Source organism: Vibrio sp. 2132-1 (assembly GCF_033344315.1).
In genome coordinates this window covers 67,326-89,024 of the sequence record NZ_JAWPON010000006.1, presented here as the reverse complement: position 1 = coordinate 89,024, position 21,699 = coordinate 67,326, and the positions used below count along the sequence as shown (strand labels likewise).

General features: G+C 47.1%; 4 protein-coding genes. 2 read left to right on the top strand and 2 right to left on the bottom strand.

Annotated elements, in window-relative coordinates; translation table 11 throughout:
* Positions 1-105 precede the first annotated feature (105 nt).
* On the top strand, positions 106-17,685 hold the full coding sequence (locus R8N47_RS08055) for a tandem-95 repeat protein (protein WP_318185850.1): 17,580 nt from the start codon (positions 106-108) through the stop codon (positions 17,683-17,685).
* 87 nt (positions 17,686-17,772) lie between these two features.
* On the opposite strand, the gene R8N47_RS08050 is transcribed toward R8N47_RS08055, so the two are convergent.
* Both R8N47_RS08050 and R8N47_RS08045 read right to left on the bottom strand, forming a co-directional pair.
* Positions 17,773-18,387, bottom strand: coding sequence for an OmpA family protein (locus R8N47_RS08050; protein WP_005377363.1), 615 nt, complete (start codon positions 18,385-18,387; stop codon positions 17,773-17,775).
* Between the two features lie 2 nt (positions 18,388-18,389).
* Positions 18,390-19,703 carry a TolC family outer membrane protein gene (locus R8N47_RS08045; protein ID WP_064353951.1) on the bottom strand — a complete coding sequence of 438 codons (1,314 nt, stop codon included), beginning with the start codon at positions 19,701-19,703 and terminating at the stop codon, positions 18,390-18,392.
* A 389-nt stretch (positions 19,704-20,092) separates the two neighbouring features.
* On the opposite strand from R8N47_RS08045, the gene R8N47_RS08040 reads away from it, so the two are divergent.
* Positions 20,093-21,699 (top strand): Calx-beta domain-containing protein (locus R8N47_RS08040; protein ID WP_318185849.1); only part of this gene is annotated, 1,607 nt, incomplete at its 3' end.

Sequence of the window (21,699 nt, the reverse complement as noted above, 5' to 3'; positions counted from 1 at the left end):
TTATTGAGCATCAAATTGCTGTTATTGCACTATATATTCGGGCAATATATAGCAAATTAGTATTGTTAGTCAAAAACTTGACAGTTATTTAGGGTTAAGGTTTATATGGATCGTACAGCATTAGTGCCACTCGGTAATCAAGTCGTCGTAATAGGTTTGGATGGGCAGCTGAGAGTCCTTGCAGAAGGACAGCAGCCTCTACCAGGTGAAGTGATAGTGGCAATGACAGATGCTGCGCCTCAAGACCTGAAAATTCAGCTTGCTCAAGAGCAAGGTTTAAAAGATATTTCAGACGATGTAGCACAGATTATTAGTGCTATTGAGCAAGGTCAAGACCCTTCTGCTATTGATGAAGAACTCGCACCTGCAGCGGGTGAAAATAGTGGCTCCAGTTTGCAAAATAGTGCCACGATTGTACGAGATGGTACTGAAGTGCTAGCCTCAACAAACTTTGAAACTATTGGCTTAGAATCCCTCGGCTTATCTGAAACTCAAGCGTTGACCTTAAATGACTTCTTCACAACAGGTATCGAGACAAGTGGGGATGGCTCAAGTAAGCCACTTACTAATTCTCCAGTGACATTAAGCGCTGTTGAGGAAGATAGCGATCCAATCACGATAACTACTGATGAATTACTATCGAACGTCAATATTGATGATGCCGATACTCTTGTCATTACAAACGTCACTATTGAGAGTGGGAATGGCACCTTAATTGATAACAGCGATGGATCTTGGACTTACATTCCAGAGGCTGACGATGACACTGAAGTGTCATTCTCCTATGACATTATTGATAACGATGGCGGTGTTATTAATGGCACTGCTAACTTAGATATTACGCCTGTTAATGACGCGCCAATAGCAACTAATGATGCGATTCAAACTGACGAGGATTCCCAGGTTGTAATTGATGTGCTCGCTAACGACAGTGATATTGAAGGTGATGATTTAATCATTACCTCTGCTTCTGTACCAGAAGAGCAAGGTATCGTTGAGATTATCGATGGTAAGCTTGTTTTCACTCCGGCTGAAAATTTCAACGGTAATGCAACGATTAGCTACACCATCTCAGATGGTGAGTTAGAGGATGAAGCTCAAGTTTCGGTAACAGTAAACTCAGTTAACGATGCGCCTATTGCCTCTAATGATACAACAATTACAGAGGAAGATAGCTCAGTAACGATTGATGTCCTACCAAACGATACTGACATTGATGGCGATACGCTGTCTATCCAATCAGCGTCCGTACCTGAAGCGCAAGGCACAGTCGAGATTGTTGATGGTAAATTGGTCTTCATACCGGCCGAGAACTTCCATGGTGATGCTGAAATCACTTACACCGTTACCGATGGCTCGCTGACTGACCAAGCGACGGTCAACGTCACCGTGAATGCGGTGAACGACACGCCTGTGGTTGAAAGTAGCATTGCAGACCAAACCTTGGCGGAAGATTTCACGCCATACAGCATCGATCTAAATACCGCTTTCAGCGATGTGGATAATGTGGATGGTGAGTTAACGTTTAGCGTCTCTGGTAATAGCAACATTCAAGTGGCGATCGTCAACGGTATTGCTACGTTCACTCCAACCGCAGACTGGAACGGCTCAGAAGCGTTAACCTTTACGGCCACCGATCTAAGCGGCGAAAGCGTTAGCCAAACGGTGAACTTTACGGTTGCGCCAGTGGCGGATATCGTGGCAGATAAAGCGACGGTTGTGGAAGACACGCCAACCATCATCAAGGTCTTAGGTAACGACACGTTCGAAGGCGACGACAAAGTGGTGTCGCTGGATACCAATAACGGTCCAGCCAACGGCACGGTCTCGGTCAACCCGGATGGTAGCGTAACCTACACGCCAAACGACAACTACCACGGTGCAGACAGCTTTACCTACATCGTTACCTCCGGTGGGGTATCGGAGTCCACCATGGTGAACATCGATGTGACGCCAGTGAATGACGCGCCAGTGGCGACCAATGACAATGCCGTTACTGACGAAGACACGCCAGTGACGATTGATGTCCTGCCAAACGATACCGATATTGATGGCGATACGCTGTCGATTGAATCGGCGTCCGTACCTGAAACACAAGGTACAGTTGAGATCGTTGATGGCAAATTGGTGTTCACGCCAGCTGAGAACTTCCATGGTGACGCCGAAATCACTTACACCGTTACCGATGGCTCGCTGACTGACCAAGCAACGGTCAACGTCACCGTGAATGCGGTGAACGACACGCCTGTGGTTGAAAGTAGCATTGCAGACCAAACCTTGGCGGAAGATTTCACGCCATACAGCATCGATCTAAATACCGCTTTCAGCGATGTGGATAATGTGGATGGTGAGTTAACGTTTAGCGTCTCTGGTAATAGCAACATTCAAGTGGCGATCGTCAACGGTATTGCTACGTTCACTCCAACCGCAGACTGGAACGGCTCAGAAGCGTTAACCTTTACGGCCACCGATCCAAGCGGCGAGAGCGTTAGCCAAACGGTGAACTTCATAGTAGCGCCAGTGGCGGATATCGTGGCAGATAAAGCGACGGTTGTGGAAGACACGCCAACCATCATTAAGGTCTTAGGTAACGACACGTTCGAAGGCGACGACAAAGTGGTGTCGCTGGATACCAATAACGGTCCAGCGAACGGCACGGTCTCGGTCAACCCGGACGGCAGCGTAACCTACACGCCAAACGACAACTACCACGGTACAGACAGCTTTACCTACATCGTCACCTCCGGTGGGGTATCGGAGTCCACCACGGTGAACGTCGATGTCACGCCAGTGAACGATGCGCCAGTGGCAAACGATGATACCGCTGTCACTGACGAAGACACGCCAGTGACGATTGATGTCCTGCCAAACGACACCGATATTGATGGCGATACGCTGTCGATTGACTCGGCATCTGTGCCGAGTGACCAAGGGACAGTCGAGATTGTTGACGGCAAACTGGTATTCACACCGGCCGAGAACTTCCATGGTGATGCCGAAATCTCTTACACCGTGACCGATGGTGCACTGACTGACCAAGCGACGGTCAATGTCACCGTAAATGCGGTGAACGACACGCCTGTGGTTGAAAGCAGCATCGCAGACCAAACCTTGGCGGAAGATTTCACGCCATACAGCATCGATCTAAATACCGCTTTCAGCGATGTGGATAACGTGGATGGCGATCTGACCTTCAGCGTTTCTGGCAACAGCAACGTGTTGGTGTCGATTGAAAATGGCATTGCTACGTTCACTCCAACCGCAGACTGGAACGGCTCAGAAGCATTGACCTTTACGGCTACCGATCCAAGCGGTGAAAGCGTCAGACAAACGGTGAACTTAACAGTTGCGCCTGTGGCGGACATCGTGGCAGATAAAGCGACGGTTGTGGAAGATACGCCAACCATCATTAAGGTCTTAGATAACGACACGTTCGAAGGCGACGACAAAGTGGTGTCGCTGGATACCAATAACGGTCCAGCTAACGGCACGGTCTCGGTCAACCCGGATGGCAGCGTCACTTACACGCCAAACGACAACTTCCACGGCACAGACAGCTTCACCTACATCGTTACGTCAGGTGGGGTGTCAGAGTCCACCACGGTGAACGTCGATGTGACGCCAGTGAACGATGCGCCAGTGGCGACCAATGACAATGCCGTTACTGACGAAGACACGCCAGTGACGATTGATGTCCTGCCAAACGACACTGATATTGATGGTGATACGCTGTCTATCCAATCGGCGTCCGTACCTGAAGCGCAAGGCACAGTTGAGATTGTTGATGGTAAATTGGTGTTCACGCCAGCTGAGAACTTCCATGGTGACGCTGAAATTACTTACACGATTACTGATGGTGCACTGACTGACCAAGCAACGGTCAACGTCACCGTGAATGCGGTGAACGACACGCCTGTGGTTGAAAGTAGCATTGCAGACCAAACCTTGGCGGAAGATTTTACGCCATACAGCATCAATCTGAATACCGCTTTCAGCGATGTGGATAACGTGGATGGCGAGTTAACGTTTAGCATCTCTGGCAACAGCAACATTCAAGTGGCGATCGTCAATGGGATTGCTACGTTCACTCCAACGGCAGACTGGAACGGCTCAGAAGCGCTGACCTTTACTGCTACCGATCCAAGCGGCGAAAGCGTTAGCCAAACGGTGAACTTTACGGTTGCGCCTGTGGCAGATATTGAATCTGACCGCGCGACGGTTGTGGAAGACACACCAACCATCATTAAGGTTTTAGGTAACGACACGTTCGAAGGCGACGACAAAGTGGTGTCGCTGGATACCAATAACGGCCCAGCCAATGGCACGGTCTCGGTCAACCCGGACGGCAGCGTGACCTACACGCCAAACGACAACTACCACGGGGCAGACAGCTTCACCTACATCGTTACATCGGGTGGGGTATCGGAGTCCACCACGGTGAACGTCGATGTGACGCCAGTGAACGATGCGCCAGTGGCGACCAATGACACGGCGATTACTGACGAAGACACGCCAGTCACGATTGATGTCCTACCAAACGATACTGACATCGATGGCGATACGCTGTCTATCCAATCAGCGTCTGTACCTGAAGCACAAGGTAAGGTTGAAATTGTTGACGGCAAGTTGGTGTTCACACCGGCCGAGAACTTCAATGGTGATGCCGAAATCACTTACACCATCACCGATGGCTCGCTGACTGACCAAGCGAAAGTAGCCGTTACCGTTAATCCAGTGAACGATGCGCCAACGATCAAGGTCGATGCTGTAGAAAGTATCACTGAAGACGCAGTGAGTACCGATACGGTAGTGGCAACGTTGGAAGTCGCTGATACCGATACGCCAGAAGAGCAATTAACCGTTTCTTTAGAAAACAACTCAAACGGCTACTTTGCGTTAGTTGGCGATGAAGTCAAACTGACTCAAGCGGGTGTTGACGCGGTTAACAACGACGAACTCAACCTTAAAGACCTAACGATCAGCGCATCAGTATCGGATGGTGTTAATCCAACGGTTAGCGACAGTGATAGTTTGATTGTGAATCGCGTTAACGATGCACCAACAGTCGATAATGTCATTTCAGATCAAGTGTTAGCAGAAGATTTTACGATCTACACGATTGATTTAAACGACGCATTTAAAGACAGCGACTCCGCACTGAACTTCTCAGTGTCCGGCAACAACAACGTGTTGGTGTCGATTGAAAATGGCATTGCGACCATTAGCCCAACTGCGGACTGGAACGGCTCAGAAGCGCTGACGTTTACTGCCACCGATCCAAGCGGCGAGAGCGTTAGCCAAACGGTGAACTTCACAGTAGCGCCTGTGGCGGACATCGTGGCAGATAAAGCGACGGTTGTGGAAGACACGCCGACCATCATTAAGGTCTTAGAGAACGACACGTTCGAAGGCGACGACAAAGTGGTGTCGCTGGATACCAACAACGGTCCAGCTAACGGCACGGTCTCGGTCAACCCGGATGGCAGCGTCACTTACACGCCAAACGACAACTTCCACGGGGTAGACAGCTTTACCTACATCGTTACGTCCGGTGGGGTATCAGAGTCCACCACGGTGAACGTCGATGTCACACCAGTGAACGATGCGCCAGTGGCAAAAGATGATACCGCTGTTACTGACGAAGACACGCCAGTGACGATTGATGTCCTACCAAACGATACTGACATCGATGGTGATACGTTAAGCATTGATTCGGCGTCTGTGCCGAGTGAGCAAGGGACAGTCGAGATTGTTGATGGCAAATTGGTGTTCACACCGACCGAGAACTTCCATGGCGACGCTGAAATCACTTACACCATCACCGATGGTGCGCTGACTGACCAAGCGACGGTCAATGTCACCGTGAATGCGGTGAACGACACGCCTGTGGTTGAAAGCAACATTGCAGACCAAACCTTGGCAGAAGACTTTACGCCATACAGCATCGATCTAAATACCGCGTTCAGCGATGTGGATAACGTGGATGGCGAGCTGAGCTTCAGCGTTTCTGGCAACAGCAACATTCAAGTGGCGATCGTCAACGGCATTGCTACGTTCACTCCAACCGCAAACTGGAACGGCTCAGAAATCCTAACCTTTACGGCTACCGATCCAAGCGGCGAAAGCGTTAGCCAAACGGTGAACTTCACAGTTGCCCCTGTGGCGGACATCGTGGCAGACAACGCGACGGTTGTGGAAGACACGTCGACCATCATCAAGGTCTTAGGTAACGACACGTTCGAAGGCAGCGACAAAGTGGTGTCGTTGGATACCAATAACGGTCCAGCTAACGGCACGGTCTCGGTCAACCCGGACGGCAGCGTGACTTACACGCCAAACGACAACTTCCACGGCACAGACAGCTTCACCTACATCGTCACCTCAGGTGGGGTATCAGAGTCCACCACGGTGAACGTCGATGTGACGCCAGTGAACGATGCGCCAGTGGCAAAAGATGACGCGGCAACAACACAAGAAGATACCGCTGTCACGATTGATGCTCTGCCAAACGACACTGACATCGATGGCGATAAGCTGTCGATTGAATCGGCTTCCGTACCTGAAACACAAGGTACAGTTGAGATCGTTGATGGCAAACTGGTCTTCACACCGGCTGAGAACTTCCATGGTGACGCTGAAATCACTTACACCGTGACTGATGGTGCACTGACTGACCAAGCAACGGTCAACGTCACCGTGAATGCGGTGAACGACACGCCTGTGGTTGAAAGCAACATTGCAGACCAAACCTTGGCGGAAGATTTTACGCCATACAGCATCGATCTGAATACCGCTTTCAGCGATGTGGATAACGCCGATGGTGAGTTAACGTTTAGCGTTTCTGGTAATAGCAACATTCAAGTGGCGATCGTCAATGGGATTGCTACGTTCACTCCAACCGCAGACTGGAACGGCTCAGAAACCCTAACCTTTACCGCCACCGATCCAAGCGGTGAAAGCGTTAGCCAAACGGTGAACTTCACAGTGGCGCCTGTGGCAGATATTGAATCTGACCGCGCGACGGTTGTGGAAGACACACCAACCATCATCAAGGTTTTAGGTAACGACACGTTCGAAGGCGACGACAAAGTGGTGTCGCTCGATAGCAATAACGGTCCAGCCAACGGCACGGTCTCGGTCAACCCGGACGGCAGCGTCACTTACACGCCAAACGACAACTTCCACGGTACAGACAGCTTCACGTACATCGTTACCTCAGGTGGGGTATCGGAATTCACCACGGTGAACGTCGATGTGACGCCAGTGAATGACGCGCCAGTGGCAAAAGATGATACCGCTGTCACTGACGAAGACACGCCAGTGACGATTGATGTCCTACCAAACGATACTGACATCGATGGTGATACGTTAAGCATTGATTCGGCGTCTGTGCCGAGTGACCAAGGTACAGTTGAAATTGTTGACGGCAAGTTGGTGTTCACACCGGCTGAGAACTTCCATGGTGACGCTGAAATTACTTACACGATTACTGATGGTGCACTGACTGACCAAGCAACGGTCAACGTCACCGTGAATGCGGTGAACGACACGCCTGTGGTTGAAAGTAGCATTGCAGACCAAACCTTGGCGGAAGATTTTACGCCATACAGCATCAATCTGAATACCGCTTTCAGCGATGTGGATAACGTGGATGGCGAGTTAACGTTTAGCATCTCCGGCAACAGCAACATTCAAGTGGCGATCGTCAATGGCATTGCTACGTTCACTCCAACCGCGGACTGGAACGGCTCAGAAGCATTGACCTTTACGGCTACCGATCCAAGCGGCGAGAGCGTCAGCCAAACGGTGAACTTCACAGTAGCGCCTGTGGCGGACATCGTGGCAGATAAAGCAACGGTCGTGGAAGACACGCCAACCATCATCAAGGTCTTAGGTAACGACACGTTCGAAAGCAACGATAAAGTGGTGTCGCTGGATACCAATAACGGCCCAGCTAACGGCACGGTCTCGGTCAACCCGGACGGCAGTGTCACTTACACGCCAAACGACAACTATCACGGGGCAGACAGTTTTACCTACATCGTTACCTCGGGTGGGGTATCGGAGTCCACCACAGTGAACGTCGATGTGACGCCAGTGAATGACGCGCCAGTGGCAAGCGATGACGCGGCAACAACACAAGAAGATACCGCTGTTACGATTGATGTCTTGCCAAACGATACTGACATCGATGGTGATACATTACGTATTGATTCGGCGTCTGTGCCGAGTGACCAAGGTACAGTTGAAATTGTTGACGGCAAGTTGGTGTTCACACCGGCTGAGAACTTCCATGGTGACGCTGAAATTACTTACACGATTACTGATGGTGCACTGACTGACCAAGCAACGGTCAACGTCACCGTGAATGCGGTGAACGACACGCCTGTGGTTGAAAGTAGCATTGCAGACCAAACCTTGGCGGAAGATTTTACGCCATACAGCATCAATCTGAATACCGCTTTCAGCGATGTGGATAACGTGGATGGCGAGTTAACGTTTAGCATCTCTGGCAACAGCAACATTCAAGTGGCGATCGTCAATGGGATTGCTACGTTCACTCCAACCGCAGACTGGAATGGCTCAGAAACCCTAACCTTTACCGCCACCGATCCAAGCGGTGAAAGCGTTAGCCAAACGGTGAACTTCACAGTGGCGCCTGTGGCAGATATTGAATCTGACCGCGCGACGGTTGTGGAAGACACACCAACCATCATTAAGGTCTTGGATAACGACACGTTCGAAGGCGACGACAAAGTGGTGTCGCTCGATACCAATAACGGTCCAGCTAACGGCACGGTCTCGGTCAACCCGGATGGCAGCGTCACTTACACGCCAAACGACAACTATCACGGGGCAGACAGTTTTACCTACATCGTTACCTCGGGTGGGGTATCGGAGTCCACCACAGTGAACGTCGATGTGACGCCAGTGAATGACGCGCCAGTGGCAAGCGATGACGCGGCAACAACACAAGAAGATACCGCTGTTACGATTGATGTCTTGCCAAACGATACTGACATCGATGGTGATACATTACGTATTGATTCGGCGTCTGTGCCGAGTGACCAAGGGACAGTTGAAATTGTTGACGGCAAGTTGGTGTTCACACCGGCTGAGAACTTCCATGGTGACGCTGAAATCACTTACACCGTTACCGATGGTGCACTGACTGACCAAGCGACGGTCAACGTCACCGTGAATGCGGTGAACGACACGCCTGTGGTTGAAAGTAGCATTGCAGACCAAACCTTGGCGGAAGATTTTACGCCATACAGCATCAATCTGAATACCGCTTTCAGCGATGTGGATAACGTGGATGGCGAGTTAACGTTTAGCATCTCTGGCAACAGCAACATTCAAGTGGCGATCGTCAATGGGATTGCTACGTTCACTCCAACGGCAGACTGGAACGGCTCAGAAGCGCTGACGTTTACGGCTACCGATCCAAGCGGCGAGAGCGTTAGCCAAACGGTGAACTTCACAGTAGCGCCAGTGGCGGATATCGTGGCAGATAAAGCGACGGTTGTGGAAGATACGCCAACCATCATTAAGGTCTTAGAGAACGACACGTTCGAAGGCGACGACAAAGTGGTGTCGCTGGATACCAATAACGGTCCAGCTAACGGCACGGTCTCGGTCAACCCGGATGGCAGCGTCACTTACACGCCAAACGACAACTTCCACGGCACAGACAGCTTCACCTACATCGTTACGTCAGGTGGGGTGTCAGAGTCCACCACGGTGAACGTCGATGTGACGCCAGTGAACGATGCGCCAGTGGCGACCAATGACAATGCCGTTACTGACGAAGACACGCCAGTGACGATTGATGTCCTGCCAAACGACACCGATATTGATGGTGATAAGCTGTCGATTGAATCGGCTTCCGTACCTGAAACACAAGGCACAGTTGAGATCGTTGATGGCAAACTGGTCTTCACACCGGCTGAGAACTTCCATGGTGACGCCGAAATCACTTACACCATCACTGATGGTTCGCTGACTGACCAAGCGAAAGTAGCTGTTACCGTTAACCCAGTAAACGATGCGCCAACGATCAAGGTCGATGCTGTAGAAAGTATCACTGAAGATGCAGTGAATACCGATACGGTAGTGGCAACGTTGGAAGTCGCTGATATCGACACGCCAGAAGAGCAATTAACCGTTTCTTTAGAAAACAACTCAAACGGCTACTTTGCGCTAGTTGGCGATGAAGTCAAACTGACTCAAGCGGGTGTTGACGCGGTTAACAACGACGAACTCAACCTTAAAGACCTAACGATCAGCGCATCAGTATCGGATGGTGTTAATCCAACGGTTAGCGACAGTGATAGTTTGATTGTGAATCGCGTTAACGATGCACCAACAGTCGATAATGTCATTTCAGATCAAGTGTTAGCAGAAGATTTTACGATCTACACGATTGATTTAAACGACGCATTTAAAGACAGCGACTCCGCACTGAACTTCTCAGTGTCCGGCAACAGCAACGTGTTGGTGTCGATTGAAAATGGCATCGCGACCATTAGCCCAACTGCGGACTGGAACGGCTCAGAAACCCTAACCTTTACCGCCACCGATCCAAGCGGTGAAAGCGTTAGTCAAACGGTGAACTTCACAGTAGCGCCTGTGGCAGACATCGTGGCAGACAACGCGACGGTTGTGGAAGATACGCCAACCATCATTAAGGTCTTAGATAACGACACGTTCGAAGGCGACGACAAAGTGGTGTCGCTGGATACCAATAACGGACCAGCTAACGGCACGGTCTCGGTCAACCCGGATGGCAGTGTAACCTACACGCCAAACGACAACTACCACGGGACAGACAGCTTTATCTACATCGTTACGTCCGGTGGCGTCAGTGAGTCCACCACGGTGAACGTCGATGTGACGCCAGTCAATGACAAGCCTGACAGTGAGGACTTTACGCATGTGGCCGATGATCAGCTTACGCACGTTGTGTTTGATACCGATACGAAGCCTCTGGGTCGCGGTGACTCTCAAGATCATATCGCGGATGTTGAAGACGACTTAAAAGGCAACGATCTACATGTCCGAATTACTGAACTGCCAACCTCAGGTACGTTGTTCTTTAAAGATAGTGATGGTGAGTTGCACGAAATTAAAGAAGTAAGCGATACGCTTTATGACAAAGACAGCCTTTACTATGAAGCTGATAATGTTGGCTTCTTATTAGGTATCAAAGATCGTCCAAATACGCCTAATGGCTCGGAATCTACAACAGATTTCAATAACTGGGGATTAAGTGAGGATGGTGGTTCATCACATTCCCGTACTGAGCATTTAGCAAATGGAGCTTCTATCACCATTTCTTCTGATAGCGGTGAGCTTGCGCAGTACAACCGCCAGGTGTCACACATCGGCAATGGTATCGCTGACAATGATGGGCAGGGTATTGAGAAAGGTGAAACGATTACGATCGATTTGTCTAATAATCCTGTGGGCAGCGTAAACCTTGGCTTAGATGGATTAGGTGGATTGTTTGATTACGGTGATGACAACGCAGCACTTATTACGGTTACATACTTAGATTCAAATAATGTCCAACAGACTCAAACGTTCGAGTTTTTGAAGCCTGAAGGCAACTTCATGCTATTCCAAGAAACAAGCGTTGGTTATGGGAAAGATCTAGCTCTTCCTGAAGGTTCGGTCATTACTCAGTTAGATTTTTCTACGAAAAATGAAGGGAACTGGGAGTTACGTTATGTAGAAGGTGTACCTGCCGAAGACAGCTTTGGATATGTGGCAGTCGACTCTGAAAATGGCGTTAGCGATCCATCTACAGTCAATATCGTTAATGAAATGCTAGATGGTAATATTGCTGAAAATGGGCCAAGCCTGTCTGTGGTCGGTGATAGCGTGACTGAGGGTGACAATGTCACGTTCTCGGTTGTTCTAAATGAAACCACCAGCACTGCCGTTAAGTACCAAGTTGATATGCTTGCTCAAGGTTCTTCAGTTGATAAGAATGACGTAAATCTATCAAATGCAACCTATACAAATGGTGTTGTTTTCTTAGGTGGTTACTTGATTGTTCCTGCAGGTATAAGTAGCTTCGAAATATCGATTCCGACTATTGATGACTTGGTTGTGGAAAGCAGCGAAACGATCGTTCTTGAGATCGGCGGTGAAACGGGGACGGCAACAGTTCTTGATAATGACAGTACAAAACTTAGCGTAGTAGATGCCGGCGATGTCATTGAAGGAACTGACGCAATATTTACCGTTTTACTCTCTAACCCTGTTCAAGAGGCCGTTGTCGTCAATCTGAAGTCAACAACAAATGATAGCTATACTGCGGAAGATGTTGATTTAGGCACTATGGTAGTGACCTATGTGGATACTCATGGTCAAACTCAAACATTAGATATGGCGCCTAATGGAGACGTTACCATACCTCCAGGTGTCGCTGAAATTAAAGTCGCAGTCCCGACCAAACTAGATAATGTCCATGAAGGTGATGAGAGCTTTGGTCTGACGGTTACGGAAATCGGTAGTGTCACCAGTAATGGTATTGCAACTGGTAACGCAAATATTGTGGATTCTGATCCTGCACCTTTAGTTAGTATTAGTGCCGATCAAAACAGCGTAAATGAAGGTGAAACGGCAGGCTTTACGCTGACACTTGATAAAGTTGCAGATGAGAGTGTTACGGTTCATGTCGAATATAGTGGTGTGGCCCAAGATGGAAAAGATTTTGTTGGCGTTCTGAGTGTTGAAGTTCCTGCGGGTCAATCTTCAGCTGCTCTTGACTTACTGACGGTCACCGATGGTATTTATGAGGGCGCAGAATCTTTCACAGTAACCATTAAAGAGGTTGATGGCGCTGATGCGAGCATTGCTTCAAATAACAGCGCAAGTGTTGTGATCGTTGATGCCCAAAGTGCACCGAAAGTGACTATTAGCTCAGATCAATCCTCAGTTGATGAAGGTAGTGATGCAAAATTTATCGTCAACATTGACCAAAAAGCAGATGAAGATGTACTGGTAACATTCACAATCGGAGGGAATGTTGATGACAAAGATTATATTGCTCCAAGTACGTACACAGTCACGATTCCAGCGGGTAAAACGTCGGCGCCGATTGATATAAAAACTCTCGATGATGGTATTTACGAAGATCTTGAAAACCTAACCGTGACTCTAATTGATACGGTTGGTGCAGATTCGACGCTTGCAAGTGACTCGAATGAAGCAACAGTCTCTATTATAGATGCTCAGCACGCTCCAGAGTTTATTTCTGGCGGCGATAGTGCTGGTGACAAACCAAATGATGATGTTTACGACTTCGGGTCAGTTAACGAAAACACGGTGAGTGGGGCCGTTATCGGCACGGTCGTTGCTGAAGATCACGATAATGACGTGCTTGTATACCGCTTTGCAGATGGCTCGAGCACTAATGGTATTTTTGATATCGACCCGACAAGTGGAGAGATTTCATTGAACAAGACAATCGATGATGTTGACTTGGGCGATTATACGCTTCAGGTTGAGGTTATCGATGGAACTGGCGGGATTGATACTGCCGAGGTAAATGTTTCTCTGGTAAATGTGAATGATGCTCCTGAATCTTCGCCTTCAGTGGTTGAGATGAATGAAGATACTCAAGTGATGCTTGATTGGTCATCATTCGGTATTAGCGATGTGGACTCTGATGTATCAGATCTATCCGTCCAAATTACAACGCTTCCTAGCGATGGCTCATTAGAGTACAGAGATTCGCAAGGCGATTGGCAGTCTGTACAAATCGATCAAGTCCTCGATAAATCGCTTTTTGAGGAAAACGGTGTTCGTTTTGTACCTGAATTAAATGAATCAGGCAGTGACAGCTTCGGCGGAAATCAAGTCGGAGATCAGGAATCTAGTTACGCTCAAATTGGTTTTAAACCGACAGATGGGCAGAGCTCTGGTCAAGAGTCGACACTGACAATAGACGTGAACCCTGTAGCTGACAAACCGAACTTAATTGCAGTGACGCCATTAAACTCATTGCCTCAACAAGAGTTTAACGTTACGACATGGAGTAATGTTCAAGTTGGTTCTAGTGATGGTATGGGGGTCAATGGAGAGACTCTAATCTCAGCGATCAACGCTCTTAATGAAGCCGATGGTACTCGATTGAGTTGGGCAAATGTGGAAGATTTAGGGACTCATGCAACCTTGGCAAATGAGGCCGTTCTAGTCACATCTCTTGTTTATCTCGAAGCTGGCTCGAGTTACGACTTTGTCGGTCAAGCCGATGATAGCCTTGCAATTAAGTTGGGTGGTACGTTACTTGATCAAGCTCGTTGGGGGAGCGACAGTGGTGATATTAAGGGAGCTAGCTTTACCCCTTCGGTATCTGGCTTTTATCCAATTGAAATTTATCACCATAACCAAAGTGGTCCGGGTAACTTTAATGTGGATGTATCCATTAATGGACAAGCGCCTGTCAACCTGAGCAATAGTAGTCTTTACGTAGTTAGTGATGAAAGTGCACTAGAAGCAACTGATATCAGAACGTCTGAACTACAAGAAGTTAATGGTGTTGCGTTTTACGAAACATACCAGCTGAACGAAGGGTTACAAGATACAGCGATACCGCTCTCTGAAATTAAAGCAAGCTTAAATGATACAGATGGCTCTGAATCACTTAAAGTCACGCTAACTGGCTTACCTGTAGGTGCGATCCTTTCAGATGGAAATAGTTCTATTACTGTCGCAACTATTGATGAAGAACTGGACGTGACAAGTTGGGCATTAGATGCACTTACTGTGACTCCACCTGCGGGCTCCCATGATGACTTCACTATCAATTTGACTGCAACGAGTACAGAAAGCTCGAATGGTGATTCAGCAGAATCTAACTTGGCGATCAATGTTGTAGTACATGAGAACTTACCGACGGAAACGGAAAGTGATTTGGGCGAAACCATAGAAGACAATACTCTACAAGGGAATGTATTGCTTAATGACTCTGACGGCGACAATATTCTGATGGTAGATCATCTTACTATCGATGGTGCTGATTACGAGGTAGGCGAAAGTGTTTCTTTGACTAGTGGTACGTTACTAGTAAACCGAGATGGTAGTTACATATTTGAACCTGCTGAGCATTGGTCAGGTGACGTTCCATTAATTAGCTATACCACAAATACTGGCGTAACAAATACACTTGATATCAATGTTGTTGCTATCGCAGATGCACCTACGATCACGATCAATGTTGGCGACTTAGTTAAACGAGATGCTATTGATCCAAACCATCACTTAGCTACATCGGCAATAAATAATACCAATACCGAAAATGAGGCTGTCGCAGCCAACCTTGGGTTGGATAATGCAGTACCTAAAATTAATACACACGCTGGTGTTGTGTTGGGAGTCAATACTGACTTAAGTGACACCGACAGCTTGTTTGTTGGGACAGATTTCAACGATGTATTCTATGGTGGCGGTGGCGATGACGTATTTGTTGGCGGTGGTAACAATGATACGTTTTATGGTGATGACGCGACCAGTCTTACTCTGCATGATGGTAAAGATACAGTTTACTTAACAGGGAACTTTGATGACTACAAAATGACCTTCAAAGACGATCATGGCGGTAAAGTTCCATATTGGATTTTATTAGATAGTCGTTCTATCGATTCGGTAAACGATCATACAGGTAGTGATGACCGAGGTGATCATTTATATGAAATTGAACGCGTTGTTTTTGCAGACAAAATTGTTGATTTGAAACCTGATGGCACTTATGAAGTGCTTCAAGATCGCTGGATTTCGGTCGATGTGGATGTTGATCTAGTTGATGTCGATGGAAGTGAGGATTTAGCGCAGACTGCTCTTGTACAAGATCTACCAGACGGTGTTGACGTGTATGTTGATGGGCTCGCAATTAAGCAAGATTCAAATGGAGATTACCCTGTCACTCTTGGTACAGATGGTAAGCTTTCCCTGGATATCAGAGTGCCATTCGATTATGAAGGCAGCTTAGAGTTCCCGCTAAGCGTTACTGCTACGTCTGTTGAAGGATCAAATAATGACGCAGCTTCAACAACTGAATCCGTTGAGCTTACAGCTCGTGACTATGTGTTGGAGTCGGGATCACATGGGAATGATCAGATAACGGGTAGTGACGATCACGATATTATTGTTGGTGATGTTCAAGGATTGGAGATCATTGCAGGTCAGGACTACAACATCGCATTTGTTCTGGATACTTCAGGGAGCATGGGTAACTGGGTAGGAACTGCGAAGCAGGAAGTGCTAGACGTGTTTGATGAGCTGTTAAGTGCGGTAAATCAAGGAGAGAAGCCAGGGACAGTGAATATTCACCTTAGTGAATTTGCTTCAAGTGCATCAGCGGTGATTTCTGTTGACTTGAGTTCTCTTACAGCAAGAAAAGAGTTTGTAGAAGAGTTGAATCGTGTAATTGATGATGAGGGTTCTGGCGGCACAAACTATGAGGCGGGCTTACAGTCGGCCGTTGAATGGTTCAGCAGTCAACCTAACCCTAATGGCCAAAATATCACGTACTTTGTTACGGATGGTCAACCAAATAGAGCAACATACCTCTATGGTGTAGCACCGAGTGAATTCTCGAAAGTGATTTTGGACGTCGATAATTCTGGCAAGCTTGTTACCCTGCAAGATATTGCGAGTAAAAACAATTACTCATACGGACAAACAGTTACCTACAAAGGTGATGTCGTTATAGATAGTTACGGTAAGGTTTATTCACCGCTAACAGGAAGAATCCTTGGCGATATCGACAGATATTATGGCTCTATCCGTTATTACGATGAAGGGAATAGCTCGACACAAGCTCAACACATGTATCAAGTACTAGCGGCATTGTCCTCTATAGAAGCGATAGGTCTTGGGAGTGGCGTTGATGAACATACACTCAAGCAGTATGACACTGATGGTGTGGTAGAGTCAGATATTGATGTTACTAAGCTTGCTGAAACGATATTGGGTCAAGATGTACCTCTCAAACAAGGTTCAGACACTATTCAAGGAGGTGAAGGTAACGATATCTTGTTAGGTGACTTAATTGAGTTTGGTGGTAATGAACAAGGCTTAAGTGCGATTCAATCACATGTGGCGCAGCAAACGGGTCAGGATGTGTCTACCGTTGACGGCGAAGATATACATGAGTACGTTAGAAATAACTTGGAAGAATTCAACCAAACTCACCAAGGAGATAAATCGGATAATTTATATGGCGGCGCTGGTGATGACTTACTATTTGGTCATGGTGGCAACGACATACTCGTTGGCGGTGAAGGGGATGATATTCTGATTGGTGGTTTAGGTAGTGATACTTTAACAGGGTCAGAAGGGGCCGACATCTTTAAGTGGAGTGAAGTCACTAACGATGTTGATACTGTCACTGACTTCAATAAAAATGAAGACGCTCTAGACTTCTCAGATCTGTTTGACGACTTATCTAAAGATGAAATTGGAGAGCTTCTTAATGATCTTCAATCAGGTGATCATACTGGTGATGTCGGAGAGTATCATGTAGAAGTGGCACCAGACGGGGGATCTGAGGCAAACCTGAGTATTACAAAAGGGAGCTCGACATTGGACATCCATTTTGACGGTGCAAGTGTTGATGATGTGACTCAAAGCTTAATTGCGAGTTTAGAAGCTCAGTACAAAGACATGTAGTAGCGCTAAACTGTAGTCAAATTTAAAATCAAAAAAGGTCTAGCAATTTGCTAGACCTTTTATTTTTACGGTCTGTTTATTGTTGTGCTAGCTTTTTGGAAGTGTTGTGAAAACGGTCCATTCTTTCTTCACTTCACCCTTGTGGCCAATCACTGTTGCGGTTACTCGACGGTTCAATGCGTGACTAACTTGGTCTGTACCTTGTGTCGCAAGTACTGTGTCTCCATAGCCGACAATGGTAACTCTATCTCCACTAATGCCGTTCTTCATGAGCTCTTTTCTAACGTTTTCAGCGCGGCGCTTAGATAAGTCAAGATTATGTTCTGCAGTACCAGTGCGACTAGCATAACCTTGAATCTCTATAGACGTGTTCGGGTACTCTTTCAAAAAGTCGGATAGTTCAAGAATTTGTTGCGTAAAGATAGGGTTGATCACATCGGAATCGTTCGCAAATAGTACTCGAATTTGCATTTCTTGTGAGGAGTCAACGTACGAACCACAACCGTCGTTGTCTATTTCGGCACCCAAAGGTGTACCCGGGCACAAATCTCGCTCGTTAATGACTCCGTCAGAGTCATCATCTATATGATCAGCCCACTGATCGGCAATTGGGGTATCTATGTAATCATATTCATCACCACGATCTGATGAACTGCATGCGGAGAGCATTAATGAGAGTGTAATAAAAGCTATGTGTTTCATAATTAATACTCCACTTCTTCTAGCCATTCTTTAGGCATTTCAACCCTTAATGCACTCAACAGTTGCCCAGTTGCGTTCATCACTCGATATTTGGCGTACTGCTCTGCGTATTTAGAATCTAAGTAGTCTTTACGCGCCTCAAAGAGCTCGTTTTCAGTGTTCAATAGATCAAGCAGTGTTCGTTTACCGATGCGATATTGCTTCTCGTAAGCAATTACGGTCTCAGACGCAGAGTCTACATGATCTGATAGAAACTCTTTTTGTTGTAATGTTAAATCAAGCGCACTCCAAGAAAGCCTTAATCCTTCTTCAACATTGCGATAGGCACCTTCACGCAAGTCTTTTGCTTTATTTAGCTGGTAGGCAAAGTTTTCTGAGTTCGCTGCATCACTGCCACCATTGAATAGGTTGTAGCGTAGACGCAGCATGGCAAGTGTCTCATCACTTCGACCTTTTAAACCATCAGCGTCGTCACGCCATGTTTGCGAAGCTTCAATTGAAATGGTTGGGTAATTAACACCTTTAGACTGTTTGTATTGAAACTTAGCCGAGTCTACGTCTGCGAGCGCCACTTGAATAACGGGATGAAGTTCAAATGCCAAGCCTACCGCTTCATCAACCGTGTACGGGATAAAGTTTTGGTCCGCTCTCGGAAAGATTAACCCTTGTGGTGTTTGACCGACTAAACGAGTGAACATCGTGTGAGAGTCATACAGGTTATTTTGAGCAGCAGCTAAGTTTCCGTGTGCTTTTGCCAAACGTGCTTCTACCTGCGTCAAGTCAGCAGTAGAGCCGATACCCGAGTTGACTCGTTTTTTAATGTCATCGTAAATATCTTTATGAACAGCAAGGTTGTTTTCTGAAAGCTTTAGGACTTCATACGCTTTAACAGCGTCCAAGTACACTTTAGTCACTTCAAGTGCCTTATCTGAAGCATCTGCTAAGAGTTGAAATCTAACAGATTCAGCATCAGCTGCGGTTCGATCAATATCATTTAATGTAGCGCTACCATCCCATATTAGTTGGCTCAGTGTCACTGAAGCTTCCTTTCGAGTGTAATCCGTGTCTCCTCGACCAACTTCATCTGACGGGTCTAATCCTTCATATCCAATTCCAGCATCTAGATCAACAGAGGGGAGGTAAGCACCTGATGAAGCTTCATTTATGTACTTCTGGCTCATAAACTCGTTAAATGCACTCTTAATATCGGGGTTATTTTGTAGCGTCTGTGCAACCGCTTGCTCTAGAGTTTGACCGAAAACTGGTGAAGACACTATTAAGCAACAGCAGGCTATATGTACTCGATTCCATCTCACGTTAGTTCTCCTAAAATCATGTCGCTCTTATTCTGTTTCATATTTGAGACGAGAAGTTACAAACAATGAATTTTCTTAGTGCGTATTATCAACTTGTTGATGTTTAAATGTTTAATTCAATAAAAAACAACAATCTTACTCTCTAAACTCTAGCATACGAGGCAAAGCTTGCTTGGTAAGTGGTCGATTTTTTCGTAGAAAACCTTTTTATCTTAAGAGCATAGCGGAAACTGGTTTAAATGAAGGCAAATTCTTCGGTTATTTTCCTTATTACTCTCAAAAAACTAAATCCTCTTGGAATAAAACGAAAAATTCATATTTTGTCTAAACTATAGACGTGTTTAGTGCAGTAACAAGCCTTTAATTAAACTAATACAAGGATGAAGAGCATGGATCGAGTAGCGTTAAGTTCATTGATGAGCAATGTCGTGGTTATAGGGCTTGATGGGAACCTGAGAAGTCTTGAAAGTGGTCAGCTACCTCAGCCTGGTGAATTAATTATTGAGGAAGTTTCTGATACATCAGAATTAATTGTACAACAGGTAACACCGCAAGGTAGTTCAATTAACGTTACTGATGATGTCACTGCGCTAATCGAGGCTATCGCTAGTGGAGAAGACCCTACTGCTCTTGGTGAGGATTTTGAGCCAGCTGCAGGTGAGGAAAGTGGTTCTAGCCCCCAAAATACTGGTGCAATAGATCGTACTGGCGCTGAATTGTTGGCTAGTACGAATTTTGAGACCGTCGGTATTGATGGAATCGGACTATCTACAACTCAAGCACTATCTTTGTTGGATCTTTTCAGAGTAATTAATGGCCCTGTACCACCGACTATCTTAGTTCAAGAAATATCTAGTCCGACTATCAACGAAGGTGACCAAGTTGTATTCGATATTACTCTAAGTCAAACAACTGAAGACAACACTGATGTCATTCTTTCTCTCCTTGATGGAACCGCAACAGGCGGCTCAGCTGACGAGAACGGGAGTGACTACGTCAATGAGCGTGTCCTCATAACATTTTCTGATGGTACAACAGAAGAAGTTTCAGTCGGTGAAAGCGGAACCTTTACCATTTCGATCCCACCGGGTGAAAGTGACTTTACGGTCTCTATAGACTCTATTGACGACTCTGTATTTGAAGGCCCAGAAACGTTTACGCTCTCTGGCACGACAGAAGAACAAAGCACACCTGTTACTGGGACTGCCACTATTTTAGATGATGGTAGTGGACCTGGCTCAAATCCTGATGATGATCGCCCAGCGGTAACGATGAGTGATGCAGGTACGGTTAATGAGGGTGAGACAGCGAACTTCAAAGTGACGCTGTCGAATGCCTCCGAGTCCACTGTTCAAGTCGAGCTAGGCCTGAACTTAGGCGATACCGAAGTTGGAGATTTGGGCACCCTAGAATACAACACGGGAAGCGGTTGGGTTGCAGTGCCAAACGATGGCGTAGTAACGGTGCCAGCGGGGCAAACCGAGTTTGATGTGCGTATCGCTTCCATTGATGACGCTGTTTATGAAGGCCCAGAAGATTTCAGCGTGACGGTGACTGGCATTGGGGCGGTGCAAGGCAGCGATACCGGTACGGCAACGATAGTGGATGATGGCAGTGGTCCGGGCCCTGATCCGGATGATGACCGTCCAAGCGTGACTATTTCAGACGCTGGTACTATTAATGAGGGAGAGGCAGCGAACTTCAAAGTCAACTTATCGAACGCCTCTGAAGCGGAAACGCAAGTGGAGTTGGGTCTTAATCTCGGCGATACCGAAGTTGGAGATTTAGGCACCCTAGAATACAACACAGGCTCCGGTTGGGTTGCAGTGCCAAACGATGGTGTAGTAACGGTGCCAGCGGGGCAAACTGAGTTTGATGTGCGTATCGCTGCCATTGATGACGCTGTTTATGAAGGCCCTGAAGATTTCAGTGTGACGGTGACTGGCATTGGTGCGGTGCAAGGCAGTGATACGGGGACAGCAACGATCGTGGACGA

What these genes read in the sequence shown, in the direction of transcription:
- R8N47_RS08055 (WP_318185850.1), top strand. Translation starts at nt 106, where the DNA reads ATGGATCGTACAGCATTAGTGCCACTCGGTAATCAAGTCGTCGTAATA.
- R8N47_RS08050 (WP_005377363.1), bottom strand. Translation starts at nt 18,387, where the DNA reads ATGAAACACATAGCTTTTATTACACTCTCATTAATGCTCTCCGCATGC.